Source organism: Niabella insulisoli, from assembly GCF_039652435.2.
Lineage (GTDB): Bacteria > Bacteroidota > Bacteroidia > Chitinophagales > Chitinophagaceae > Niabella > Niabella insulamsoli.
In genome coordinates this window covers 3,484,313-3,508,921 of record NZ_CP190246.1, presented here as the reverse complement: position 1 = coordinate 3,508,921, position 24,609 = coordinate 3,484,313, and the positions used below count along the sequence as shown (strand labels likewise).

Here is a 24,609-nt window from a genome sequence, read left to right as displayed (position 1 = left end):
ACCTTATGAGCAAAGTGTATGTTTTATTGATATTTTTTTTGTTTCAGTCATTTTTCGGCGCTGCGCAGGTGGGTAGTTCATTGAAGCATGCCATGGGCGCTTTCAATGCTGACGACCAATTGCGATTTGCCACAGCGGGGCTTTACGTGATAGATGCCAGCTCGGGCAGCGTGGTTTTTCAGCATAATGCGAAAACGGGACTCGCGCCGGCTTCCACCGAAAAAGTGATCACTGCCGCTACCGCGCTCGAACTCCTCGGCGCTGATTACACGTATCAAACGAGGTTTGGTATTGTGGCTACGCCGAAAGGCAAAAGCCTTTATATTGAAGCAAGTGGCGACCCGACATTGGGTAGCTGGCGGTGGGACGCCACCAAAGAAGACGTTGTTTTCGCGGCGATCAAAAAGGCTGTCAAAGAGCAGGGCGTTACCGAATTGGGTTCGATTATTATCAACACAAAAAACTGGATCAAAGACGATGGGTTACCGGCCAGATGGACCTGGGAAGATATCGGGCAATATTATGGCGCCGGCTCGCAGGGATTGAATTGGCGGGAAAATCAGTTTGATCTTATTGTAAAATCAGGGCCTGCCATCGGCGACCCCGTAACGATTTTACGGACAAAACCTTTTCTCTACAACTATAAAATCGTTTCTGAAGCGACAGCGGCGGGAAAAGAAACAGGCGATGAATCTGCACTTTATTATCCTTCCAAAGGCGATGCATTCAGCGTTTTAAAAGGCACGATTCCTGCGGGTAAAAACGAGTTTACTATTTCGGGATCGATCTATGATCCGGCGCGTCAATTTGCGCATAGCCTTCGCGATGAATTGAAGGGGACGGTGTTGGTGAAGGATGATATTCAGATCACATCGAAAACGCATCGCGAAGTAACCTGGATTTATACGCATCAATCGCCAACGCTTTCAAAAATTGTGTTTTGGTTTTTGAGAAAAAGCGTCAACTTGTACGGCGAAGCATTGTTGAGAACAATTGCCCTGAAAACCAGTGGCGAAGCGACAACTGAAAAGGGAATCGAAGCCGTTCAAAATTTCTGGGAGGACAAAGGGATTGATAAGGAAGAGTTGCATTTGTACGACGGTTCCGGTCTATCGCCTCAAAACAGGATCACGCCGCACGCCGAAGTGATGGTTTTGAAATACGCAAAAACCCGTAGTTGGTACGACGATTTTTATGAAGGGCTGCCCTTGTACAACGACATGAAAATGAAAAGCGGTACCATCAACCGTGTCAAAGGGTTTACCGGTTATCAAAAATCGAAAAGCGGCAAAGCCTATATTTTTTCGATGCTGGTCAACAATTATAATGGCAGCCAATATGGGTTGATCAGGAAAATGTATAAAGTATTAGATCATTTAAAATAGCATCATAGAAATGAAATTTTCAGACAAGCGTTATACTGAAATGGAATATCGCCGTTGCGGTGAATCAGGCCTTTTATTACCCGCTCTTTCGCTGGGGCTATGGCACAACTTTGGAGATGTAGACAGCGAGCGTGCTTATCGGAAAACGTTGCACACAGCGTTTGATCACGGCGTCACTCATTTCGATCTTGCTAATAATTATGGTCCGCCGCCCGGCAGCGCCGAGGTAAATTTTGGGAAGATTTTACACACCGATTTTAAGAGCCATCGCGATGAGTTGATCATCTCTACCAAAGCCGGTTATACCATGTGGCCCGGCCCCTACGGCGATTGGGGAAGTAAGAAGTACCTGGTCAGCAGCCTCGATCAAAGTTTAAAGCGCATGAACCTCGAGTATGTAGATATTTTCTATCACCACCGCCCCGATCCGGATACACCGCTTGAAGAAACAATGGCTGCGCTCGACCTGATTGTCAGACAGGGCAAAGCGCTTTATGTGGGCATCTCCAATTATAAAGCCCATGAGGCAAAAAAAGCCATCCGGATGTTGAAAAAAATGGGAACGCCTTGTGTAATTCATCAACCCAAATATTCGATGTATGAACGCTGGGTGGAAGAGGGCTTGCTGGATGTGTTGGAAAAAAACGGCGTCGGTTGCATACCCTTTTCGCCGCTGGCGCAGGGTTTGCTGACCAATAAATATTTGAAAGGGATTCCGCGCAATTCCAGGGCAGCGAAGGAGCATGGCTTTCTAAAAAAAGATATGGTAACAGAGGAGAAAGTAGCGCAGCTAAAGAAGCTAAATGAAATAGCTTCCGACAGGGGGCAAAGCCTCGCGCAGATGGCATTGGCCTGGTTGTTAAAAGATAAACGCGTCACCTCAGTGCTGGTTGGTGCAAGCAGCGCTACTCAATTGTTAGACTCCTTAAAATGTTTACGGAATAAATCTTTCGACAAAGTAGAGCTCAATGCCATCGACAATATCCTGGCTACCTGAATCGACGCCGCACAGTGATAGGCTCGGCGGCTGGCAGCCCATTATAAACCATTAAAAATACACACATGAAACTAAAGCAGTTTGCACTACTCCTTTGCTGTTCCGTAGTTTTTTTAGCGATGAAGAGTAAAGCGCCCATTCCGGCGGAAGCCTCGCTTAATGGCGCGTGGAGCGCCAGCCATGAGGGGCAGCAGTTTTCTTTGCTCTTGCAGGATGGCTATTGCATGTTTACGCATTACGATCTTGCTGGTAAAAAATTTATGATGACATCGGGCGGGCCTTATACGGTGGACAACGGAAAAATTAATGTAATGGTTCAGTTCAACAGCGCTGATAAATCGGACGTTGGCAAAGAACATGCGTACGCGTTTCAATTGTCCGGCGATGATTTGAGCACCACCGTGGATGGTTTTGAAATAAAATGGAAGCGTGTGGATGAAGGCGATAAAAATCTGGCAGGCAACTGGCGCATTATCAAGCGCAGGCAGGGCGACCAGATGAACGATATCCCGCTGCGTGCGCGGCGCACGTTGAAACTACTGACCGGCACCAGGTTTCAATGGGCGGCCATCAATATTGAAACCGGCGAATTTTCCGGCACTGGTGGTGGAACTTATAGTTTTAAAGATGGAAAATATACCGAAAACATTGAGTTCTTTTCGCGCGATGGATCACGCGTGGGCATGTCTTTAACCTTCGACGGGCAACTTGAAAACGGGAATTGGATTCATTCCGGCAAAAGCTCGAAAGGCGATCCGATTTATGAAATCTGGGGGCGCATGAAGTAATGCACTTATTGCTGATAAAATAAAAGGGTCTCACTTGTGCGGGACCCTTTTAGTTTTATAAGTTGGCTAAATGCTTTTTAAGCGAATCCATCTGCCGCATTCTATTTCAGCTCTTGTATTTTAATGCTTCTGAAAAATACGCGATTGCCGTGATCCTGCAGCAAAATATGGCCTTTCGGCGCCATCCCGAAATTGGGCCACTTGGCATATTTACTGATGGCCACCAAATCCTTAAACGCTTTCGAGCCGCGCACGTATTCGGTTACCTTCCAGCCGTTGAGCCAGTGTTCTACGCGATTGTCGGGATAAACTTTCACGATGCCCCGGTTCCAGTCGCCGATTTTAACGCGGGCACGCGGGTTTTTATCTGAGGTGATCAGGTCGTAAAGCGAAGCCAGTGTGCGGTTGCCATCTCTTCCCATCTTGGCATCCGGGTGTTTTTCGTCATCGAGGATCTGGTATTCCAAGCCGATTGCGGAGCCTTTATTCTGCTCGCTTTCCGTTACAAAATATTTAACGCCGCTGTTAGCTCCTTCCGTAAGTTTAAAATCAAACTGTAATATAAAAGCGCTATATTCTTTTTCAGTAACAATGTCGCCGCCGTTTGTCGATTCGCCACCATCGGCGGGTAGCACACTTAGTTCCCCGTCTTTAATAGCCCAACCTTTTTCGGGAAAGGTTTTTTTGTAGGCGCCGCGCCAACCCTGGCTGGTTTTGCCGTCGAATAGAAGTTTCACGCCGATTTTCTTTTCGGCTTCTGAAAGATTATTGGGAATAGTGTTAATAACAAATACGCCTTGCAAAGGCGCGGGTTTCAAATTTTGCGTTTTGATCCTGATATTGCGCCAACTGATCTGCCGGCCTTCATCTGCTTTTTTACCAATCGAATGAACCTGCAAGGCAATAAATCCTTTGGCGGTTTCATTGTCTATCAAATGAGCGGCCGGAATATCATTGACCCAGGTTCTGATCGAGTTACCAATGCATTCAATACGCGCCTTATTCCATGCACCCTGGCGGAAAGCTTTTTGTCCTTCGGGATTTAAGTTCAACGCATATAGCCAGCCTTTTCTCGCTTCGTCATAAACGCCACCGGTCCACGCGCGCGGCGAGGGGTCTATTTCAAACTGATAACCGTGCACCCGGCCTTTCATATAATCGGGTGTGCTCAGGCTTCTAAACTGAACGCCCGAATTCATCGTGCTGTCTACTTTAAATTCAAATTCTAATACGAAATCACCATAATCTTTTTCTGTCACCAAAAAAGAATTGGGCTCACCCAGCTTGGTGGTGCCCACAATGGCGCCATCTGCCACATGATACTTTGCTTTCCCGTTGAGCTGTTTCCAGCCTGTAAGATCTTTGCCATTAAACAAGGGCTGCCATTGGGCCCAACCCATCGTGTGCAGCAAAACCATCACACTCAGAACATAAATTTTTTTCATCGTCTGTAATTGATAATATGTGTATATTTATTTTTTCACTGTAGGTGTAAAGTTTTACACGCAAGGCATCGTCTTCTAAGCTATCTTATACAACGTTGCAGGGCCAGAATGACGTCAAATATAAACTTAAAAGCATAATTTTTTACTAATTCAGTTTTATAAAAGTATAACAAATGAATAATCGTCGGGATTTTTTAAAGAATTCAGTTATGATCGGAGCCGGGGCTTTCCTGCCGTTGGAAATGCTTGCTTCTGTAAAAAGCAAAATATCTCCTAACGACAAGATAGGTGTGGGCGTAATCGGTTGCAAAGGCATGGGCTGGAGCGATCTTACCGCTCTTTTAAAAGTTCCGGAAGTGACCTGTGTAGCGCTTTGTGATATTGATGAAAATATTATTAATCAACGAAAAGCTGATCTTGAAAAATTAAACATCCGGCCAAAAATTTACGGCGACTACCGGAAGCTGCTTGCAGATAAAAATGTGGATGTGGTAGTAGTGGGCACGCCCGATCATTGGCATTGCCTTCAAATGATTGATGCCTGTGCGGCAGGAAAAGATGTGTATTGTGAAAAACCTATTTCTAATTCTATTTATGAAGCACAGCTGATGGAGAAGGCGGTGAGCCGCTATAACCGTATGGTTCAGGTAGGCCAGTGGCAGCGCAGCCAGCAGCATTTCAGGGATGCGATTGCGTTTGTTCATTCCGGCAAGTTGGGTAAAGTGTCTTCAACAAAAGCATGGATGTATCGCGGCGGCACGACTCCGTTGCCTGTGGTGCCTAACACGCCTGTCCCTGCCGGTGTCAATTATGATATGTGGCTCGGGCCCGCCAAAAAGCGCCCGTTCAATAAAAATCGCTTTCATTATGAGTTTCGCTGGTTTTGGGATTATGCGGGAGGGTTGATGACAGACTGGGGAGTGCATCTGATCGACATGGTGTTGATGGGCATGAAAGCAGGCATGCCGAAATCAGTAATGGCAACCGGCGGTAAATATGTATTTCCTGAAGATGCGCGCGAAACACCGGATATACAAACAGCGCTTTATGATTTTGGAAATTTCCAAATGAGTTGGGAGCATAATATGGCCACCGGTGTTGGATTGTATGGCATGCAGCACGGCATTGCTTTCATCGGCGAAAACGGAACGCTGCTGCTCAACAGGCAGGGCTGGGAAGTGAAGGGAGAAAAGAATAAGATGGAATCGATTCCCTGGGCCAAATCGGTAGATCGTGGACTGGATCTGCATGCTGTTAATTTTATTGATGTGGTTAAGTCGCGTAAAAAGGAAGATCTGCATTGCCCCATTGATGCCGGAGCAAAAGTGGCGATCGCCAGCCATTTTGGAAATGTTGCGCTACGCGCAGGTGAGAAAATTTACTGGAATGAGGCAAAGAATGAGTTTAACGTTGAGAAAGCGACGCAGCTGGTAAAACCGGTTTATCAAAACGGATGGAAACTACCGGCTGTATAAACTGATAGCTATGAGCAGTAAATTTGTATTAATCTATTTTCTTTTGGCTATGATGATGGCTTCCTGCGGATCAGGAACCAAGGCCATTGTGACGCCCCGGCATGACTTTGCACTCAAACTCAAGGAGCAGGCGCGTTTTGAAAATCTTTCCATCACTTTGAAAGAAGTGGCAGAAAGCCGGTGTCCCTTAAATGCCAATTGCGTAAGAGCGGGCGAAGCTGTTGCTGTGTTGAATGTGGTAGCGGGCGGCACCAGCGAACGCAATATTCAGCTTTGTACCGGCCCCGACTGCAGCAGGCGGGGGCTGAGCGAAACCTACCCATTGTCAGTCAACGACCATAAATATTTGTTTAAACTCGACAGCATTACACCCGATCCCACGAAAACCGTTGAAAGGGCGGAAACCCGCGTTTATTTTAGCATTACAGCTCAGTAATTATGAAAGATGCAATGCATATCATTCTTTTTGATGGTGTATGCAATCTCTGTAATAGCGCCGTTCAGTTTGTTATTAAACGCGATAAAAAAGGAATTTTCAAATTTGCGTCGCTGCAATCTCAGGCGGGTAAGGAATTGCTATCGCGAATAGGCCTGCGCGATCATCCGTTGCGCAGTTTTGTTTATATACAGGGCGATAAGGTTTATACGCGGTCCGATGCTGCCTTGCGAGTAGCGCAGCATCTTTCTTTTCCTACCCGTTTGCTGGCGGCTTTTTTGATCGTTCCGCGGTTCATCAGGAATTTTTGTTACGACGCGATCGCCAGAAACCGCTACCGTATATTTGGTAAAAGGGCGGAGTGCATGATGCCAACCCCTGAATTGAAACAAAAATTTCTCTAAGATATCCAACCCCCATTGCCCATTAACTACTGCCTACTCACCATTCATCGTTCACCATCGACCATTCACCATTGACCATTGACCATTCACTATTCACCATTCACTACTGTCTATTCCCCATTCATGCTCGTCACCCACCATACATTGCCAAAGGGGTCTTCAATACCGCCACTGCGGCCGTAGTCCTGATCGGCTAATTCGTTGATTATTTTAGCGCCGTTTTCTAAAGCGATCCGCACCGTTTCGTCGGCATCATCAACATAAATAAAAAGATTGGCATTGGCCACACTGTAAAACTCATTCATGTCGGCAAACATGATATTACAGCCGTTGATGCGCACTTCAGCGTGCATAATAATTTGATTGTCGTTGTCGCGGAAGCTTTTAAATACTTCTTCAGCGCCAAACACTTTCCGCGTAAAATCTATAAACCCCATAGCATTTTTTAAAATGAGATAGGGCATCACTGGTTGATGGCCTTTAGCAATTTTCATTCGTTTATTTTTTATGGTTCGACTGGAACTTATCAGGTATAAAATTTTCACTGTCCTGTGTGATAAACTGAAAATTTTATAACGAGCGTTTCATCGGTAGAATATTTTTAATGAAGGTTAAAAATAAGCTATCTGCCGAAGTATTGCAATAATAAAAAATCGATCTGCAGCCAGAAGGGTAGCAGCAGCGCCGCCGCCCAAATCAATGACAATAAAAGCCGCTGGGCAACAGAGAGGTCCATGATGAGGCGGCGTTGCAACGCATTGTTAACTTCATGCGCAATCTGTCCTTCTTTTTCATCATATTCAAAAGGCGGACCCGGGGCTACTTGTTGAAAGCCGTTGATATGCCGGATCACCACAGCCCTGATGCGCCAGTATTCTTCGTTCGTCAGTTCTTCGAAAGGTTTATCAAGATCCAGCGATTGCTCGTCCAGTTCTTTTTCAAGTTTGCTGAAGCGCCTGGTTTTAAAAAAGCGATAGAGCAATAAAAGAGGAAAGATAAGCAGCACATAAAATTGAACAGCAATGGCAAATGCCGCAATGGCAGCGATCGACAGGAAGAAAAAAATGTTAGTATAGCGCTCATCTTCATTTAAAAAAATGCGTGTTATCAATTGTCCTCCGTCGAGCGGATAAACCGGGAGCAGGTTTAAAAGGTTGGCCCAAATGAGCAATTGAGCGATTAGGTGAAGCGGAATGTCTCCTACAAAGCTGTGCGCATTGCCGATAAAATGCAGGAGTATGCCGAGTAAAAGCCCGGGCAAAGGCCCCGCCAAAAGAATTACAGCGCTTTCCTGCTGGCTGATTTCTTTCTTTTTTCCCTGCACAAAAGCGCCGATAAAAGGAAGAAACAATACGCCGAGGTCTGCGTAGCGGTACCATTTCATTGCCAGGAAATGCCCTGCTTCATGCAACACGATAATGCCGAACAGTACCAATAAAAGATCCCATCTCCGCAGCATGAGGTAGCCGAGGCCGAGATAAATAGCGATGCTATATAATCCGTTTAACACCACCGTGCGGCGCTCAACTGGTTCCGGATCGTATCGGGGAGGATAGGTTAGATATTGCGTCGGTGCATTTGCGGTGTCAGCCGTTGGCATCAAAAAAAGATTTTATTTTCTGATAAAGCGCTTCGGGCATTCTGGCCCTTTGTTTATTTTTTGTGTCGATGAAGGCCAGTGTTACCTTTCCAAACGCCAACAATTCGTTTTTTTCATTATATACTTCCTGGTGAAAAGAAATCTTGTGATCCTGCGGAAGTTGTTTCAACATGGTTTTTATCGTCAGTAATTGATCGTACAATGCCGGCCGCAAATATTTGCAATTGACTTCCGCCACGGGCATCATGATGCCGCTTTTTTCCATATCAGCATAGGTGAGGCCCAGGTCGCGAATGCTCTCGGCGCGTGCCACTTCAAAATATTGAAAATAATGGCTGTGGTACACCACACCCATTTGGTCTGTTTCCGCGTAGCGAACTCTTATTTTTGTTTCGGCATGAAACATTTATTTACCTAGCTTTTTATCCAAACTGTATTTGCCCGGACCCATCAAAAAAATGACAATAAATATTGTTAAAAACATACCGGCACTTTCGCCTTCTCCATAGAGTTCGCCGCCGTGCGCAAAAAATAAAGCAACGGTCATGGCCATGATTAATGGCAGACTGGCCAGCCTGGTGAGCAATCCCAGTATGATTAGTGCTGCGCAAAATACTTCGGCGAAAACGGTAAGTCCGAGCGAAGCTTTTGTACCGATATGAAACGGGTCGGCAAACCCTTTGATTACGATGTTATTAAAATTGGATATTTTTTTCAGACCGTGGTTCATCAACATGGAAGAGCCCGCTACAACGCGCAGTAATAATAAGGCCATACTTACCGACGGTTCGGCATATTTTGAGGTCATTAATTTCATTCGTAAATTTTTTTATGGTTTTATGCGTCGAATGCCCGCCTGAACCTTCGGGCAGGCCCGCCTGAACTTTCGGGCAGGGAACTTATCAGGTATAAAATTTTCATTCCCCAGTCTGATAAAAATGAAAATTTTACAATGAACGTTTCATTCGTAATTTTTTTTGTTTTATGCGTCTAAAAAAGCTAAATAGCGTGGCGCAGGATATCCTCGGCACGCCCTGCTTTTAAAAAAGATTGCTTTCAGCATTATTTCAAACAAACTTAACGAAATAATGATAACCGTTGGCTGCTTTTTAGGGGTTAAACATAACAAATGAATTATCCTATATTCGTCGTAAAATTTTTCGAGATATGTATGATGCGCTGGCGAAGTACCTGTTTGAAAAGAAGCAATTGGGATTGCCTCAAATTGGTGTGTTTACAATAAAAGAAAAAAAAGCCAGTCCGGACCTGACGGAAGGCACCATCACGCCGCCGGGTTGGGAAGTGGATTTCGCGCAGGAAAGCGAAGCTCCGGATAGCGCTACAGAAAATAAAGGTTTATACGAGTGGCTGGCAACCCACCTGGGTATAACCGCCGAGGCGGCCGAAGAACGCTTTCTGAATTTCGCAGCAACCTCGTCCGGCCAGCTTGAGCAGGGGGGAACTGTGGTTTGGAAAAGCGTGGGGAGCCTGAAAAAAGCCGAAGGTCAGATTCAATTTGTTCCCGAATCAGAAAACCTGTCGCCGTTTACAATGGTAGCTGCCAAAAAGATCATCAGGCAGGATACGAGCCATGCCACCATAGTGGGAGACCGGGAAACTACCACCTCGCAGATGCGCGAACAATTGGCGCTTCCTCCCGAAAAAGGAAAGCGTAACACGGTGATGTGGGTTTTGTTCGCGGTAGCAGCTATTGCGGCTATTGTGTATTTTACTCAAAATGGATGCAACACAAAAAATGCGGGTAACCGGCAAAAAGTAGAAAGCCAAAAGTCTGGCGAAACTTATAAAATAAAATAGGCGCGTCTAATCTTCGATGTGTTCGATTAGTTTTTTCTCGCCTGCAATCCATACCACATCGCCTTCTTCAAAAACCCAGTTCGACTCGGGGTTTAAGAAGCGCTGGCCATTGCGCTCAATACCCACAACCAGTCCATGGGCTTTGTCGCGGATATCGCTTTCGCGAATGGTTTTATAAAGGAAGGGCGAATCGGCGGTAATGACGAGCTGTTCCAGCTTCATTTCGATCTGCCGGTTATTTTTAAGCAGCTTTTTATCCGGGCGCAGCAACACGTTCATCCTTCGTTCCTGGCTATCTGTGCAAATAATAAAAAGTTTGTCGCCGGGATAAATCCGGTCCTGGCGTTCAGGCGGAATAATGGTGATAACGCCTCTTTTGATCATCACAACGTTCACACCCACGCGCTCCCGCCATTGCAATTCCTCCAATGTTTTGCCAATTACATTTACCGCTTCCGCCGACACTTCAAAAGTGGTCAGGTGCGCATCCCAGGGCGCCAGGGTTTGGTCTCGCCGCTGGGCATCGAGCTCTGCCAGTATCCGCTGCTGTTCTATTTCGCGATTGTTAAGATTTTTTACAAACCTGTCCTCCACTTTATCATAGGTTTTTTGAAGCCTTTTGCGGAATATTAAAATCACGACCAGCAACACAATTCCAACATACAATGCGATATCCAGGGAGTAAACATTTTGAAGGAAAAGAATGATAAAAAATAAGGCGAGCGCCATTTTGATAATACGCATGATCCAGATGGGGCCATGATATTTTTGCTGCGTATAGAGCCGCGCGAAAGGCTCTGTTTTTTCGTTGCGGATGATAAGCGCCCATAAAAACGGAACCATTGCCATCAATCCCAATATAGCGGAAGTGACGCGGCCAAAATTATAACCTAAACCTTCCAGCCAGGGCGAAATATAAGTGTTGGTGATGGCAATGATCGCTATCACGATTGCCGAAAATACAACGGTATTAATAAGGAAGAATTTTAACACATGATTCCAATCGCTGACAGCCCGCAGCGCCGTAGCTTCAACACTGTAGCGATTGAGGCGGGTTTCCCATTTCGCCGAAAGGCGTTTATTGATCCAATTATATATCCGGGTGCTGGAAATGGTAAGCCAGGGAGCAATAAAAATGGTCAGTGCCGAAACGGTGATAATGATCGGGTAGAGTTCTTCGCTCACTACCTTTTGCTTCACGCCCATAGAGGCGATGATGAATGAAAACTCGCCGATGAGCGCCAGGCTCATGCCTGTTTGAATGGAAGTGCGCAGGCCGTTTCCGGAAATAAAAGCGCCCAAAGTGATTACAAAACTTTTTCCTATCACAACGGCAGCCGTAATTAATAAAATGGGAAGCCAGTGGTCTTTGATAACGTTCAGGTCGATCAGCATGCCCACCGAGACAAAGAAAATGGCGCCGAACAAATCCCTCACCGGTATCACCAGATGTTCGATTCGCTCTGCTTTGGTGGTTTCCGCTAAAAGCGAGCCCATGATAAAAGCGCCCAAAGCTGCCGAAAACCCTGCCTGCGAAGAAAGATATACCATCAGGAAGCACATCGCCACGGCAACGATCAACAAAATTTCATCGGTCAGGAAATTTTTGGCGCGCTTTAACAAGGTAGGGATAAGTAAAATGCCGCCGACGAACCAAACGATTAAAAAGAAAACGAGTTTGAGAATCGACATGCCCAGTTCGCCTGCGTCGAAAGAATTGCTGGCCACGAAAGTTCCCAGCAATACCAATAATACAACCGCAATCAAATCTTCAACTACTAAAATGCCGTAAACCAGCTGTGCAAAATTTCTTTGTTTCAGGCCGAGGTCGCTAAAGCTTTTAACAATCACCGAGGAAGAAGAGATTGTTAAGCAGGCGCCCAGAAAAATGCAGTCCATAAAAGGCCAATTGAGCAATTTGCCCAGCATGTAACCGACGACCGCCATGCCCACAGCTTCAAAGCCGGCGGCCGTTGTGGCGGAGCCGCCCATTTTTGCCAGCTTTTTAAAACTGAACTCGAGCCCCAGGCTGAATAGCAGAAAGATAACGCCGATTTCGCCCCAGATTTGCACGTCGGTAATCTCATAAACTTTCGGCGGAAATATTTTGAAATTGGGGCTTATCAGGATGCCCGCCACGAGGTAGCCCAATATTAGCGGAAGTTGAAGACGTTTGAAAATAACTGTGATAACAGAAGCGACGCCCAAAATAAGAGCCAGGTCTGTAATTAAATGTGGTAGATGGTTCATATTTTATCAAAACACTCGGCTTTAATGCTACTTTTGCCTGCCTTTGACGGGCTACGGCGCTTTGCATTATTTACAACCGCTTCGATAGCGCTCTTGGTTTTAGCGGAAATGTAGTATTTTTTTTTGATTTCAAAAGCATTGAAATTGGGGATCAGGCAACCATAATCCGCGCTCCGCCAATCGTGGTTTTTGAAGTGTTAGAAAGTAAAAAAATGGGAGATAAATCTTAAGAAATGGTCAATAACATACATAGCAAACCCCATTATGAATTGTTGGACGGGCTGCGTGGTATTGCGGCCATTGCCGTTGTGATTTTTCATTGCGGCGAAATCATTATTCCCGATTTTACCAAATTGATGATTGCGCATGGCTTTTTGGCGGTCGACTTCTTCTTTTGCCTTTCGGGCTTTGTTGTTGCTTATGCTTACGATAGCCGTATGCCGGCGCTGGGCGTAAAAAAGTTTTTGATCAATCGCCTGATCAGGCTGCAACCGCTGGTGGTGCTCGGCACGCTGCTGGGATTGGCCGGCCTTTTTTTAGACCCCTTTGCAAGTTCCGATCCTTTGCAGGAATTTGGCTGGGGAAAAATTATAATGGCCACCATGTGTTCGTTGTTATTATTGCCCGCGCCTATCCTGGGGCGGTTTGGAAATGTTTTTCCGCTGAATGCGCCTGCGTGGTCGCTTTCTATGGAATATTTTATTAATTTATTATATGCGTTTGTTTTAGTGCGTATTTCCAAAAAGATGCTGCTCGTGTTTTTAGCGGCTTCCCTGTTGTTTATTAGTATGGTTGCTTATTTGCATGGCGGCGTTATTGGCGGGTGGGGCGCTGCCAGCTATGGCGACGGTTACGCAAGGGTATTGTTTTCTTTTCTAGCGGGCGTGGCGGTGTTCAGGTTTCGGCTGACTATTCAAAACAAAATAGGTTTTCTTTTATATGCACTGGCATTGGCTGGCGTCTTCCTGTTTCCGCATACCGAGAACGACTGGTGGGTGGAATTGGCGTTCGTAGTTTTCGTGTTTCCCCTGTTGATTGCGCTCGGCGCGGGTACACAGGTTACCGGATGGGTGCGACAACTATGCGTGGCATTGGGTGCCATCTCTTATCCTTTATATATGACACATTATTGGATGATGTGGTTTTTGATCAGTTATTCGGCCACCAAACCGGGGTTGCAAAACATATATCTTTTCGCAGCAGGCATTGTTATTGGCGCGCTGGCATTGGCGTGGGCGGTCTTAAAATTTTACGATGAGCCGATACGCAAATGGTTGAAGAACAAATTTTTAGGGATAAATAAATAAATACTAAAATAAAAATCAGCAATTCCCCGTATCTTTGCGCTCCGTTTTTTAAAAGCGGATATTTCCTGAAGAGGCCCGAAAAGGATTCGCCCTGTGGTGAAACGCCTCAAAGGTGTAACAATTAAATATTTATTTACCATGCCTAAGGTAAAAACAAACTCAAGCGCAAAGAAGCGTTTTAAAGTAACAGCTACTGGCAAGATCACGCATCAAAAAAGTTTCAAACGTCACATCCTGACCAAAAAATCAACAAAGCGCAAACGCCATATGCGTATTGATGGCGTTGTTGCAAAACCCAATATGGATTTTGTAAGACGCTTACTTCGTTTGAAATAATTTAATCATCAATTTTAAAATTATTTTAGAATAAGAACCTCAAACTCCGACTTCTAAAATCAAAAATAATTAGATATGCCACGTTCAGTAAATGCAGTTGCTTCTAAAGCCCGCAGAAAAAAAATATTAAAACAAGCCAAAGGTTTTTACGGTAAACGTAAAAACGTATATACCGTTGCAAAAAACGTTGTTGAAAAAGGGATGACTTACATGTATGTAGGTCGTAAATTAAAGAAAAGAGAATATCGCACTTTGTGGATTGCACGTATCAACGCTGCCGTTCGTGAAGAAGGTTTAACTTATTCTCAGTTCATCAACAAGCTGCAAACCAAAGGCATCGAACTTGATAGAAAGGTTTTGGCTGATTTAGCGATGAATAACCCCGAATCTTTTAAAGCTTTGGTAGCTTCGGTAAAGTAAAAATTTCTCACATCATTATAGTGTAGGCGACGCGAAAGTGTCGCCTTTTTTATTATATTAAAGCCATCTGTTTTCGTTTGAGATCGACGACAGTTTAACTACAGGCGCTACGCGCCATAAAAAATTTTTTGATTTTTCTTTTTTGATTAATCGATAATCCTTTCTTTTGTAGCGCTTTGTAACTTTTTGAAAAACACGATACTAATAGTTTAACCTCCGTCTCACCAAATTTCTTTATCTATAAAATTGATGCTTATGTTAACAACTGCAAAATCAGTCGCTAGACCTATTTGTCTTGGAACCTTCTTTATAATTTCTATTGCCGTGCATGCTCAGTTAAAAATTGGAGCAAACCCGGTAACAATAAGTGCTAATACAAATATGGAAGTGGAGGCCGCCGACGGGACGAAGACCGTGATAAAAAAGGACAATGGCAACGTAGGAATCGGAACCACTGCGGGAGCAGCAGATAATCGATTGCATGTAAAAGCAACTTCCGATCCAATCAAGCTGGAGGGCTTAGGCGCCATCTCTACCGCGGCAACCAAGGCAGGCACGCTGGTTGCTGATGTCAACGGGGTGGTCAAGCTCGAAACCGGCAACGTCAAAAGTGCCGTTTCTATAGACGGTAGTTCGGTAACCATTGCAGCGAATGGACGGGCAGTTTTGACGGGCAACTCCTCCATGCATTACGATCATCTCAGCGAGTTTTCCAATGGCTTTTTTACTCCAAAAAATGATGGCCTTTACGATATTAAAGCAATTGTCATTTTCCCACAGCGTTCGACCAACGATGTAGTGGACGGATACTTGGGCTTTGTAGAGATAATTCCTGCAAATACGTTAGTTTCAGGACAGAAACCTATGATCACGTCTGCTAAAGTTCCCATTCCCGAATCGGGCGGCTATACTGCGAGCGTCCGTACGCTTTGTGCGGCTACTTACAAGCTTAAGGCGGGGGAATCGCTCGGTTTTCACGCGCGAACATATGGAGGAGGTGCGCACGATGATTATGCCTACTCCATTCAGGTTACCCGTCTCGATTAGTCGCAAAAAGAAGATTTTCCTTTGGGTATCTCTCGGTGGCAGGGCCCGGCTTGCCGCCATGAAATACAATGTAACGGCGTCGTTAATTATTATTTATAACACATGAAATATCAAGTTTCACTATTAGCTGTGCTGGCTCATTTGACTCTTTTGTCCCAAGGACAAACCTCGGGCAACCACGTATTCAGTGGTTCGGAGGCTGCCAATTTTGGAACGGTAAGCCTTTCAACTCCTGGCGGCCAAACCTGGAGCACCGACCGTTCGGCTTCGCCGGGTTATTTCAGTGCGCTGGGCGCAGCTACTTATACCAACGCGGCTGACGGTACCGCTTATATCGACGGTTATGTAAAATATTATGGCAATAATGCTGCCGCCGCCTCTTTTACTTTCCCGACGGGGCAAAACAGCGATTTAAGAACGCTGACGATTACGGCTCCCGCATCAACAGGTATTTATGCAACGGCTTGGATCGTAGGCGATCCTTCGGGCAACCTCGACCCGACTTCAACTGGAGCGAGTGGTGGCACGCATGAGGTAAGTAGTTCGTTCGAACCGATTGTAGGCGTTAGTCCTTATGGCCAGTGGGATTGGCAGGACCTGAGCGGTGACGCCTCGGGTAAAACCATTACGGTGAGTATTCCTGATATGACTGATTTTGGTTTACAAAACAACTTAAGACTGGTAGGCTGGGATGGTAGCCACTGGGTCGATCTCAGCGGTTCGGCAACCGCATCTGGCAATACCGAAAACAGTACGCTGAGCGGCACGATACAAAGTAATATCAGCGCGATCGGCATCGGATCGGTAAGCCAGCCGCTGCCGGCAGTGTTTGGACCCATCAGCGCTATCTACAGCAACGGATTGCTACGTGTAAACTGGCAAACACTCAGTGAATCGAACAGCAAAGCATTCTCGGTAGAAGGCTCGGTTGACGGTATTGTTTGGAAGCAGCTGGGACTTATAGACTCCAAGGCAGAAGACGGCGCATCAGCAACGACACTCAACTATCAGTTTGAAGCAGCTGTATCAGGTGCGGCGATTGCCGGTATGGGTTTGCTTTCTCTTTTATTATTCGTTCCCGGCGGCATCAGGCATTCTCAAAGAAAATGGTTGATGCTGGCTATGATCGGTTTGAGCTTCACAGCTGCCTGTACCAAAAAAATGAGTGACGTGGAAGCGGGAGCCGACCTGGCCCAGAGCGCCAAATATGTTCGCATCGTTCAGTTTGATAAAGACGGCGCCAAGCGCGTCTCCAAAGTGGTGAAAGTGGTAAGCCAGTAAATAAACACTAAATAAATTAAAGTAGTAGTGTCTCCAGGTGAGGCACTTTTTTTTATCCATCAAATTCGATGTTTCGACATCAAATAAAGATAGTTGGAGAAATTGTTTATCGAATAAATGGCCCTGTTCTTCGAAAAAGGTGCCTGTTTCATCGATTGTTTTTAATACAGCAGAAAATCAATTGTTTCTTTGCATCGCTTTTGCAATTTTTTGCGCCGCCTTAAGCCGTTGCCTCAACCAGGAAAAGCCAATAATCATTACAGTCTAAATTAATTTCAATGTTAAGATTAAAAAAATCATTAAGGTTATTTGCGTGTTTAACTTTCACTAGCTTTTTTATTTCAAATAGCGAGGCACAGATAAAAGTTGGTTCCAATCCAACTACCGTTAGCGCTAACACCAATTTCGAGGTAGAAGCTACCAATGGGTCCAAAACTGTTGTAAAGCAGGATAACGGAAATGTGGGGATCGGGACTACGGGTGGCGCGGCAGATAATAAGTTGCATGTCAAGGCGACTTCAGACCCGCTAAAATTAGAGGGCTTAGTGCCTGTATCACCCACTGAAAGCAAAGCGGGAACGCTGGTAGCCGATGCTAATGGTGTAGTTAAATTAGAAACAGCAAATGTAAAAAGCGCTGTTTCCGTAAACGGTACAAATTTTACATTGCCTAATTCCGTATGGACAAATTTATCTGGTACGGATATCAAACATTACGATAATCTTAGCGAGTATTCCGGCGGCGTGTTCACTCCCAAAAAAGATGGCCTTTACGATATAAAAGCGATCGTTGGTTTTCCGCAATCCGATGTGGCCGGAGATGATGGGTTTCTTGGATTCGTGGCTGTGCACCCATCAGTTGCTTTATCCTCGGGCCAAGGCCAAATTTGGACAAGCGCAAAAGTCTCTATCCCGGAAGCGGGTATTGGTCCTGCGGTTATTTATGTGTTATGTTCGGCGACTTATAAACTTAAGGCTAACGAACCTTTAAGGATTCGTGCAGCCATAAATGGTGGTCCCAATGGGCGTAGTAATTATACCTATAACGTACAAATAACGCGTTTGGATTAGTTTATGGGCTATAGGTTTTTCAACTGAAAATTCTGTCAAAGTTCTATAGCCAGATTATTCTTGTCGAGAAAATTGCCCTGACCCGTCGAAAAATGCGCCGGCTTCATCGATTATATGTTGACGGTCATTCGTATAAATCTTCTCTTTGCGGAAGTTTTTTAAAAATAATTCTAAACACAAAGATGATTCCTATGTCAAGAATATCTAAACTGCTAATGACAACTGCTTGTAGCTTTTCTATGTTTTTTGTTACCAACACTTATGCGCAGGTAAAAGTTGGTTCAAACCCAACCACTATTAGTTCAAATACTAACTTGGAAGTAGAGGCTACCAACGGCTCAAAAACTGTTGTGAAGAAAGATAACGGCAATGTTGGTATTGGTACCAGTGCAGCACCGACGAATAAATTGCATGTCGCTTCAACCGGAACCGATAACCCTGTTCGATTTGAAAATATGCAAACCTCGACGACGATTTCAGACCGTAATGTTGTCGCTGATGCAAGCGGCGTGTTGAAATACAGCAACGCTTCTCTTACGGGTGCGATTTCGGTAAGATTGTCTCAAACCGAGAATATGAGCAGAGGAGGCTCGGGAGGCTGGAGTCATTTTACCAACGATGCTGTAATGACCAACACAATCCCAGGGGCTTCTTACAATTCAGGAACGGATGTGCTGACGATTCCAGCGGGCACCTACCTCGTTACCTACACCATCGACGGTGGAATAACTTCGCCTCTCAATGGATCGACAAGCGTTTACGTCAGCAGCTTTTTCAACGATTTCGCCAATCAGTCGGGTAACACGCGCATCCACATGAATGTTGCGCATAATAACACCACCCAATCCAATTTTGGATTAGGAACAACGTTCCTGGTAACGTATACGAGCACAAGAAGTGTCAACTTCGGCGTTGGATGGGGCGTTGGAGGCACTGTGCCCGCAAATACAAGTATGTATTTTGGTAAGGGCACGGGGATTAGCTATATCCGTATCGGCAACTAATGATGTTCCAACATCATTGGTCGCAGATATACTTGCTTCCCGCGATACACCATTTATCAACTTCTATTCCTTTCAAATATGTTAAAATATATAGCGTTTTTTATATTATCAACTGGCTTTGTACAATGGAGTTTTGCCCAAACAGGCAACCACGTATTCAGTGGTTCGGAGGCTGCCAATTTTGGAACGGTAAGCCTTTCAACTCCCGGCGGCCAAACCTGGAGCACCGACCGTTCGGCTTCGCCGGGTTATTTCAGTGCGCTGGGCGCAGCCACTTATACCAACGCGGCTGACGGTACTGCTTATATCGACGGTTATGTAAAATATTATGGCAATAATGCCGCCGCAGCCTCTTTTACTTTCCCGACGGGGCAAAACAGCGATTTAAGAACGCTGACGATCACGGCTCCAGCATCAACAGGTATTTATGCAACGGCTTGGATCGTAGGCGATCCTTCGGGCAACCTCGACCCGACTTCAACAGGAGCGAGTGGCGGAGCCCACAGCATTGGTAATTTATCAAGCCCGATTGTAGGCGTTAGTCCTTATGGCCAATGGGATTGGCAGGACCTGAGCGGTGACGCCTCGGGTAAAACCATTACAGTGAGTATTCCTGATATGACTGATTTTGGTTTACAAAACAACTTAAGACTGGTAGGCTGGGATGGTAGCCACTGGGTCGATCTCAGTGGTTCGGCAACCGCATCTGGCAATACCGAAAACAGTACGCTGAGCGGCACGATGCAAAGTAATATCAGCGCGATCGGCATCGGATCGGTAAGCCAGCCGCTTCCGGCAGTGTTTGGAACCATCAGCGCTATCTACAGCAACGGCTTGCTACGCGTAGACTGGCAAACACTCAGCGAATCGAACAGCAAAGAGTTTGCAGTAGAAGGCTCGGTTGACGGTATTGTTTGGAAGCAGCTGGGACTCATAGACTCCAAGGCAGAAGACGGCGCATCAGCAACGACACTCAACTATCAGTTTGAAGCGGCTGTATCAGGTGCGGTGATTGCCGGTATGGGTTTGCTTTCTCTTTTATTATTCGTTCCCGGCAGCATCAGGCGTTCTCAAAAAAAATGGTTGATGCTGGCGATGATCGGTTTGAGCTTCACGGCTGCCTGTACCAAAAAGATGAGTGATGTGGAAGCGGGAGCCGACCTGGCCCAAAGCGCCAAATATGTTCGGATCGTTCAGTTTGATAAAGACGGCGCCAAGCGCGTCTCCAAAGTGGTGAAAGTGGTGCATGAGTAACGCTTCGTCCGGGTTTTAATATTCCTTTGTTAAAACGGGTTATTGCAGCAGCAGTAACCCGTTTTGCTTTTGGCCCGGAGCTTGTAAATATTGTTGAAAATGCAGTATTATTCCTAATTTAGCGTGCAATTTTAAATCAATAAGTACCGGAGCAGCCGGCGTTATGGCAAATGAATAATTCATACTTAGGATTGGTTGAGCAAACCTTTAACTTTCCGCAGGAAGGTATTGAAGTAAAAAAAGGTGATCTCATTTTTAATGGAATAGATTATAAGGCTTTGGTAAAAAAATACGGCACGCCGTTAAAAGTTAGCTATCTGCCTAAAATCGGGATCAATATCAATAAGGCCAAACAGTACTTTGCCAACGCGATGAAAAAATATAAGTATGAAGGCAAATATTTTTATACGTATTGCACCAAAAGCTCTCACTTTTCTTTTGTGGTTGGAGAAGCGCTCAAGCACAATATCCATTTAGAAACTTCTTTTGCTTACGACATCGATATTATCAACCAGTTGTATAAGCGGCGAAAAATCACGAAAGACATCAATATTGTTTGTAACGGGTTTAAACAGAAAAATTATACCTCGCGCATTGCAAAGCTGATCAATAGCGGTTTTAAAAATGTCATTCCGGTATTGGACAATAAGGATGAACTGAACCTTTATAAACGGAGTGTAAAAAGCAAAGACCCTTTTAAAATAGGTATCCGTATTGCCGCAGAAGAAGAGCCAACTTTCCCTTTTTACACATCGCGGTTAGGGATTCGGGCAAAAGATGTGTTGGAGTTTTATGTGGACGAGATTGAAGGGAATGAGGATAAGTTTCAATTGAAGATGCTGCACATCTTTCTAAACAAAGGTATCAAAGACGATATCTATTATTGGAGTGAATTGCGCAAGAGTATCAACCTCTATTGTCAGCTAAAAAAAATCTGTCCGGAATTAGACTCACTCAATATTGGCGGCGGCTTTCCGATTAAGCACAGCCTGGCGTTTGAATATGATTATCAGTTCATGATCAATGAAATTGTGAGCAATATCAAATCGGCCTGCAAAAAGGCAAAAGTACCTGTGCCGAATATTTATACCGAGTTTGGCAGCTACACAGTTGGCGAAAGTATGGCGCATATTTATAGCGTGATTGGGGAAAAGCGCCAAAATGATCGGGAAACCTGGTATATGATCGACTCTTCTTTCATCACCACGTTGCCCGATACCTGGGGGATTGGCGAACGGTTTTTGATGTTGCCCATCAACAAATGGGATAACGAATACCAGCGCGTAGTGCTGGGCGGCATCACCTGCGACGGCCACGATTATTACGACAGCGAAGAGCATATCAATGAGGTGTTTCTACCCAAAATCAAAAACGATTACGGCGTCGGAAACTCACGCGTGATGCCCGTTGACGCTCTTGAACTCGAAAAAAAGGAAAGCGAACAGGATGTAGAGCCTTTATATGTTGGCTTTTTCCATACCGGCGCTTACCAGGATCAGATCAGCGGCTACGGCGGCATTAAACATTGCCTGATCCCTTCGCCTAAACACGTCATTATCGAATACGACAAGAACGGTAACCTGGAAGAATGGGTCTACGCCAAGGAACAATCGGCGCAAAGTATGTTGAAGATTTTGGGGTATTTGAGATAGATTTTTTGTAACCCGACGGCAGTAATACTATCGGCGAAATTGCGTCGCACTCTTTATCGTTCCGATTATATCTGGACGGCACTCTTTCCGATTAAAAAAAATGGCAGCCAGGCTGTAAACAAAAAATATACGTATGAAAAGTTACAGGATTACAATAGCTATCGTTGCTTTTTTGTGTATGCATGCCTGTGGCTATAAAAATGCGCCGTTAACCAGTACGATGCATACCGAAGGATTGCACCACAAATGGAAAGTGACTTTGGCGGATGGAATTACTGATGTTGATGCCCTTTATATCGACCTGAGAAGCGTTTATAAATCAGGCGCTGCAGGCAAGTGTCATTATTTTTCTTTTACACCAAAATTTGGGCATCACAGCAGCATCAAAATCGACAATATAACTACCCATCTTGCTTCATGTACAGATAAGGCGGCGGACGATCATCTGCTGGCCGGCTTAAAAAAAGTATACACTTTTTCACTGGCAGCAGATCAGCTGACGCTCTACGATATCAAAGGCGCCGTATTATTCAAAGCGCGCAAAGCGGCTGATGATGAAAAGAGCTCCATCGCCCGGAAGTGGTGGATAAAAACGATGATCAACGCCGACAATGAACAGCTTACCATAAAAAAAGCCTTCCTCGATTTCACCAATACCGGTCAGGGCGCAGCCTTTGTGGGTTGCAACCAGTTTTCGTTCCCGGTGAACGCTGACGACACATTTCTTATTCATTTCGGAGCAGCGGCCGGAACGGAAAAATTTTGTACAGGCGCCATGCAAAACGACGACGTTTTCAAAAAAGTGCTGCCGCTTGTCGCCAAATATCAGGTTATCGGCAATCGCCTAAAATTGTTCGATAAAGACAATGAACTGTTGCTGGAAGCAACCAGCCAGCTTTAAAAACTCCCACCTGGAAAAAGGACCTGCTGTTTGACATGCGGCGTTTCGTCGTATGATATTTTTTTCTTATCTTTCGGCCTATCACAAAGACACTGACCCAGAAAAGTCATTTCCGGAAACATCGCTAACAGTCTTTTATTATTACCATAATAACTGGCGCTAACTGTAGTTTGCTTCATCTCATCGGAACGGGTCTATTATTAAAAACAAAAACAGAACAGCATGCTTAACTTATTTTCGAAGTTTAGTTTACAACAAAACGTCCCTGCCGATGACTACTTCAACGGGGCTTCCTCTACCGTAGCCAACCAGTTTTATGATCTTGGAAAATGGCTGGGTTTGACAGGTCCGGCATTGCATATAGTGGGCGGCCTGTTGTTGCTGATTATCGGCTATATCATCGCAAAATTTGTAGGCAGGCTGGTGAAAAATATTTTGGCGAAAGCCGGAGTTGACAGAAAAACGGAAGCTGGTTTCTCGCTTTCGAAGTTCGCTGGAAAACTGGTCTATTACCTGTTGATGATCATCGTGCTAATGGCGACATTGAGCCTGATGGGCGTTAGCGGCGATGTTTTGGCCCCGCTCAACCAAATGACGGCTAAGTTTTTTGGGGCCATACCCAATATCCTGGCCGCTGGCATCATCGCTTATGTGGGGTACTTCCTGGCGAAAATTGTGGCCGACCTCATCAGCGCCTCCGGTGATAAAATACGAGCGTTGCTGCCCAGCATTTCAAACATTAAAGACAAAAACGAATTTGACACGAACGTTACCGAAATAAGCAAAGATCTAAAGCAGGTGGATACTCGCGGTTTCGATATTGTGAACATCCTGAAAAATATTGCCTTCATCGTGGTTTTTGTGCCCATTCTGATTATTGCATTAGAGAAGCTGAACATGCAGGTGATCACCGACCCCGCCACTAATATGCTTGATACATTTATAAACGCCATTCCGAGCATTGCTTATGCGTCGATTATTTTACTGGCCGCAGCCATTGGCGGCAGGTTTATATCATCATTGTTGGGCGATTTGCTCCGCAGTTTTCAGGTGAACACGCTGGTGCATAAGTTAAAACTTGACAATGTGTTGGGAAAATTCGATTTGGTTAAAGTCATAACCAATTTGGCCTATGCTTTTATTATCTACGTGGGTATTGTGGAAGCGTCCAAACAATTGGGCCTGATGGAAGTGGTGGATATTCTGGATAAAGTGCTGGCGGTAGCTGGCAAGATTGTGTTCGGTTTACTTATCCTGGCGTTAGGCAATTTTGTGGCCAACTTTGCCACCAACCTTTTTCTCAATAATAAACAGGCGAATAAATTTACCGCAGCCATTGTGAGGGGCGCGATCATTGTGATTTTCCTGGCCATGGGGCTTCACGCGATGGGTATTGCCAATAATATAATTGAACTGGCCTTTGGATTGAGCTTGGGAGCGATAGCGGTTGCTTTCGCGCTATCCTTCGGTTTAGGTGGCCGAGAGGCTGCCGGCGAAGAAGTGAAAAGTTTCTTTTCCAGGCTAAAGAACAAAGACCAATAGCCGGGTTACCGGCCTGGTTTATCAAACCGCCATACAGGAACAGGCACGAGCCTCATCGATGTATAATCTTTGAGGCTTTTTTTATCGAATAGGTTTATGCAAAGAGCTGTCAACGCAAAAGCAGGTTGATGATTTAGGGATATTGAAGTGATTCTTATGAACCGGGCTGCGATACAGGTAGCATCAACATTGCGTCG

General features: G+C 45.2%; 24 protein-coding genes. 18 read left to right on the top strand and 6 right to left on the bottom strand.

Going from position 1 to position 24,609, the window contains the following annotated elements; all coding sequences use genetic code 11:
- Positions 1-5: 5 nt before the first annotated feature.
- The 3 genes from dacB to ABDK00_RS14645 all read left to right on the top strand — a co-directional run bounded on the left by dacB (position 6) and on the right by ABDK00_RS14645 (position 3,170).
- Positions 6-1,385, top strand: a complete 1,380-nt coding sequence (dacB, locus tag ABDK00_RS14655; protein WP_346236622.1) for a D-alanyl-D-alanine carboxypeptidase/D-alanyl-D-alanine endopeptidase — start codon at positions 6-8, stop codon at positions 1,383-1,385.
- Positions 1,386-1,395: 10 nt separating this feature from the next.
- Complete coding sequence (gene mgrA, locus ABDK00_RS14650; RefSeq protein WP_346236623.1) at positions 1,396-2,382, top strand: L-glyceraldehyde 3-phosphate reductase; 987 nt, start codon at positions 1,396-1,398, stop codon at positions 2,380-2,382.
- A 65-nt stretch (positions 2,383-2,447) separates the two neighbouring features.
- Complete coding sequence (locus ABDK00_RS14645; RefSeq protein ID WP_346236624.1) at positions 2,448-3,170, top strand: hypothetical protein; 723 nt, start codon at positions 2,448-2,450, stop codon at positions 3,168-3,170.
- 101 nt (positions 3,171-3,271) lie between these two features.
- Here ABDK00_RS14645 and ABDK00_RS14640 read toward each other — a convergent pair whose 3' ends face one another.
- The gene (locus tag ABDK00_RS14640; protein ID WP_346236625.1) at positions 3,272-4,615 is read right to left on the bottom strand and encodes a DUF1080 domain-containing protein; all 1,344 of its coding nucleotides are present in this window, start codon (positions 4,613-4,615) and stop codon (positions 3,272-3,274) included.
- 173 nt (positions 4,616-4,788) lie between these two features.
- Here ABDK00_RS14640 and ABDK00_RS14635 point away from each other — a divergent pair, with 173 nt between their 5' ends.
- From ABDK00_RS14635 to ABDK00_RS14625, 3 genes are read left to right on the top strand one after another with little or no spacing between them, the layout of a single operon-like run.
- Positions 4,789-6,090 carry a Gfo/Idh/MocA family oxidoreductase gene (locus tag ABDK00_RS14635; protein WP_346236627.1) on the top strand — a complete coding sequence of 434 codons (1,302 nt, stop codon included), beginning with the start codon at positions 4,789-4,791 and terminating at the stop codon, positions 6,088-6,090.
- A 10-nt stretch (positions 6,091-6,100) separates the two neighbouring features.
- Positions 6,101-6,526 (top strand): hypothetical protein, encoded by a 426-nt coding sequence (locus ABDK00_RS14630; RefSeq protein ID WP_346236628.1) that lies wholly within the window; start codon positions 6,101-6,103, stop codon positions 6,524-6,526.
- Positions 6,527-6,528: 2 nt separating this feature from the next.
- Positions 6,529-6,930, top strand: coding sequence for a thiol-disulfide oxidoreductase DCC family protein (locus ABDK00_RS14625; protein ID WP_346236629.1), 402 nt, complete (start codon positions 6,529-6,531; stop codon positions 6,928-6,930).
- A gap of 110 nt (positions 6,931-7,040) precedes the next feature.
- On the opposite strand, the gene ABDK00_RS14620 is transcribed toward ABDK00_RS14625, so the two are convergent.
- The 4 genes from ABDK00_RS14620 to ABDK00_RS14605 all read right to left on the bottom strand — a co-directional run bounded on the left by ABDK00_RS14620 (position 7,041) and on the right by ABDK00_RS14605 (position 9,347).
- A complete protein-coding gene (locus tag ABDK00_RS14620; RefSeq protein WP_346236631.1) occupies positions 7,041-7,424 on the bottom strand; it encodes a VOC family protein in 384 nt (127 codons plus the stop codon).
- Positions 7,425-7,552: 128 nt separating this feature from the next.
- The gene (locus ABDK00_RS14615) at positions 7,553-8,530 is read right to left on the bottom strand and encodes a site-2 protease family protein (RefSeq protein ID WP_346236633.1); all 978 of its coding nucleotides are present in this window, start codon (positions 8,528-8,530) and stop codon (positions 7,553-7,555) included.
- Positions 8,517-8,936 (bottom strand): thioesterase family protein, encoded by a 420-nt coding sequence (locus tag ABDK00_RS14610; protein WP_346236634.1) that lies wholly within the window; start codon positions 8,934-8,936, stop codon positions 8,517-8,519. Before ABDK00_RS14610 ends, ABDK00_RS14615 begins: the two co-directional genes overlap by 14 nt.
- Entirely contained in the window at positions 8,937-9,347 is a 411-nt protein-coding gene (locus ABDK00_RS14605; protein ID WP_346236635.1) for a DoxX family protein, read from the bottom strand.
- A gap of 350 nt (positions 9,348-9,697) precedes the next feature.
- On the opposite strand from ABDK00_RS14605, the gene ABDK00_RS14600 reads away from it, so the two are divergent.
- Positions 9,698-10,348: a hypothetical protein gene (locus ABDK00_RS14600; protein WP_346236636.1), complete on the top strand. Its 651-nt coding sequence runs from the start codon at positions 9,698-9,700 to the stop codon at positions 10,346-10,348.
- A gap of 6 nt (positions 10,349-10,354) precedes the next feature.
- Here the strand turns inward: ABDK00_RS14600 and ABDK00_RS14595 are convergent, their stop codons facing one another.
- Positions 10,355-12,598 (bottom strand): cation:proton antiporter, encoded by a 2,244-nt coding sequence (locus ABDK00_RS14595; protein ID WP_346236637.1) that lies wholly within the window; start codon positions 12,596-12,598, stop codon positions 10,355-10,357.
- A gap of 233 nt (positions 12,599-12,831) precedes the next feature.
- Here ABDK00_RS14595 and ABDK00_RS14590 point away from each other — a divergent pair, with 233 nt between their 5' ends.
- The 11 genes from ABDK00_RS14590 to ABDK00_RS14540 all read left to right on the top strand — a co-directional run bounded on the left by ABDK00_RS14590 (position 12,832) and on the right by ABDK00_RS14540 (position 24,412).
- Positions 12,832-13,905 (top strand): acyltransferase, encoded by a 1,074-nt coding sequence (locus tag ABDK00_RS14590; protein WP_346236638.1) that lies wholly within the window; start codon positions 12,832-12,834, stop codon positions 13,903-13,905.
- A 96-nt stretch (positions 13,906-14,001) separates the two neighbouring features.
- Positions 14,002-14,241 (top strand): 50S ribosomal protein L35, encoded by a 240-nt coding sequence (gene rpmI / locus ABDK00_RS14585; protein WP_425474780.1) that lies wholly within the window; start codon positions 14,002-14,004, stop codon positions 14,239-14,241.
- 75 nt (positions 14,242-14,316) lie between these two features.
- Complete coding sequence (gene rplT, locus ABDK00_RS14580) at positions 14,317-14,661, top strand: 50S ribosomal protein L20 (RefSeq protein ID WP_114792010.1); 345 nt, start codon at positions 14,317-14,319, stop codon at positions 14,659-14,661.
- Between the two features lie 324 nt (positions 14,662-14,985).
- Entirely contained in the window at positions 14,986-15,708 is a 723-nt protein-coding gene (locus ABDK00_RS14575; RefSeq protein ID WP_346236639.1) for a hypothetical protein, read from the top strand.
- Between the two features lie 102 nt (positions 15,709-15,810).
- Positions 15,811-16,989 (top strand): hypothetical protein, encoded by a 1,179-nt coding sequence (locus tag ABDK00_RS14570; RefSeq protein WP_346236640.1) that lies wholly within the window; start codon positions 15,811-15,813, stop codon positions 16,987-16,989.
- A gap of 278 nt (positions 16,990-17,267) precedes the next feature.
- On the top strand, positions 17,268-18,059 hold the full coding sequence (locus ABDK00_RS14565) for a hypothetical protein (protein ID WP_346236641.1): 792 nt from the start codon (positions 17,268-17,270) through the stop codon (positions 18,057-18,059).
- A 191-nt stretch (positions 18,060-18,250) separates the two neighbouring features.
- A complete protein-coding gene (locus ABDK00_RS14560; protein WP_346236642.1) occupies positions 18,251-19,063 on the top strand; it encodes a hypothetical protein in 813 nt (270 codons plus the stop codon).
- A gap of 78 nt (positions 19,064-19,141) precedes the next feature.
- Positions 19,142-20,317 (top strand): hypothetical protein, encoded by a 1,176-nt coding sequence (locus ABDK00_RS14555; protein ID WP_346236643.1) that lies wholly within the window; start codon positions 19,142-19,144, stop codon positions 20,315-20,317.
- A gap of 170 nt (positions 20,318-20,487) precedes the next feature.
- Positions 20,488-21,969, top strand: coding sequence for an arginine decarboxylase (locus ABDK00_RS14550; protein ID WP_346236644.1), 1,482 nt, complete (start codon positions 20,488-20,490; stop codon positions 21,967-21,969).
- Between the two features lie 133 nt (positions 21,970-22,102).
- Entirely contained in the window at positions 22,103-22,870 is a 768-nt protein-coding gene (locus ABDK00_RS14545) for an META domain-containing protein (protein ID WP_346236645.1), read from the top strand.
- Between the two features lie 222 nt (positions 22,871-23,092).
- Positions 23,093-24,412 carry a mechanosensitive ion channel gene (locus ABDK00_RS14540; protein ID WP_346236646.1) on the top strand — a complete coding sequence of 440 codons (1,320 nt, stop codon included), beginning with the start codon at positions 23,093-23,095 and terminating at the stop codon, positions 24,410-24,412.
- Positions 24,413-24,609: the final 197 nt, after the last annotated feature.

Bases quoted from the DNA above. Each gene is read 5' to 3' on its own strand.
- dacB (WP_346236622.1), top strand. From the start codon at position 6: ATGAGCAAAGTGTATGTTTTATTGATATTTTTTTTGTTTCAGTCATTT.
- mgrA (WP_346236623.1), top strand. From the start codon at position 1,396: ATGAAATTTTCAGACAAGCGTTATACTGAAATGGAATATCGCCGTTGC.
- ABDK00_RS14645 (WP_346236624.1), top strand. From the start codon at position 2,448: ATGAAACTAAAGCAGTTTGCACTACTCCTTTGCTGTTCCGTAGTTTTT.
- ABDK00_RS14640 (WP_346236625.1), bottom strand. From the start codon at position 4,615: ATGAAAAAAATTTATGTTCTGAGTGTGATGGTTTTGCTGCACACGATG.
- ABDK00_RS14635 (WP_346236627.1), top strand. From the start codon at position 4,789: ATGAATAATCGTCGGGATTTTTTAAAGAATTCAGTTATGATCGGAGCC.
- ABDK00_RS14630 (WP_346236628.1), top strand. From the start codon at position 6,101: ATGAGCAGTAAATTTGTATTAATCTATTTTCTTTTGGCTATGATGATG.
- ABDK00_RS14625 (WP_346236629.1), top strand. From the start codon at position 6,529: ATGAAAGATGCAATGCATATCATTCTTTTTGATGGTGTATGCAATCTC.
- ABDK00_RS14620 (WP_346236631.1), bottom strand. From the start codon at position 7,424: ATGAAAATTGCTAAAGGCCATCAACCAGTGATGCCCTATCTCATTTTA.
- ABDK00_RS14615 (WP_346236633.1), bottom strand. From the start codon at position 8,530: ATGCCAACGGCTGACACCGCAAATGCACCGACGCAATATCTAACCTAT.
- ABDK00_RS14610 (WP_346236634.1), bottom strand. From the start codon at position 8,936: ATGTTTCATGCCGAAACAAAAATAAGAGTTCGCTACGCGGAAACAGAC.
- ABDK00_RS14605 (WP_346236635.1), bottom strand. From the start codon at position 9,347: ATGAAATTAATGACCTCAAAATATGCCGAACCGTCGGTAAGTATGGCC.
- ABDK00_RS14600 (WP_346236636.1), top strand. From the start codon at position 9,698: ATGTATGATGCGCTGGCGAAGTACCTGTTTGAAAAGAAGCAATTGGGA.
- ABDK00_RS14595 (WP_346236637.1), bottom strand. From the start codon at position 12,598: ATGAACCATCTACCACATTTAATTACAGACCTGGCTCTTATTTTGGGC.
- ABDK00_RS14590 (WP_346236638.1), top strand. From the start codon at position 12,832: ATGGTCAATAACATACATAGCAAACCCCATTATGAATTGTTGGACGGG.
- rplT (WP_114792010.1), top strand. From the start codon at position 14,317: ATGCCACGTTCAGTAAATGCAGTTGCTTCTAAAGCCCGCAGAAAAAAA.
- ABDK00_RS14570 (WP_346236640.1), top strand. From the start codon at position 15,811: ATGAAATATCAAGTTTCACTATTAGCTGTGCTGGCTCATTTGACTCTT.
- ABDK00_RS14565 (WP_346236641.1), top strand. From the start codon at position 17,268: ATGTTAAGATTAAAAAAATCATTAAGGTTATTTGCGTGTTTAACTTTC.
- ABDK00_RS14560 (WP_346236642.1), top strand. From the start codon at position 18,251: ATGTCAAGAATATCTAAACTGCTAATGACAACTGCTTGTAGCTTTTCT.
- ABDK00_RS14555 (WP_346236643.1), top strand. From the start codon at position 19,142: ATGTTAAAATATATAGCGTTTTTTATATTATCAACTGGCTTTGTACAA.
- ABDK00_RS14550 (WP_346236644.1), top strand. From the start codon at position 20,488: ATGAATAATTCATACTTAGGATTGGTTGAGCAAACCTTTAACTTTCCG.
- ABDK00_RS14545 (WP_346236645.1), top strand. From the start codon at position 22,103: ATGAAAAGTTACAGGATTACAATAGCTATCGTTGCTTTTTTGTGTATG.
- ABDK00_RS14540 (WP_346236646.1), top strand. From the start codon at position 23,093: ATGCTTAACTTATTTTCGAAGTTTAGTTTACAACAAAACGTCCCTGCC.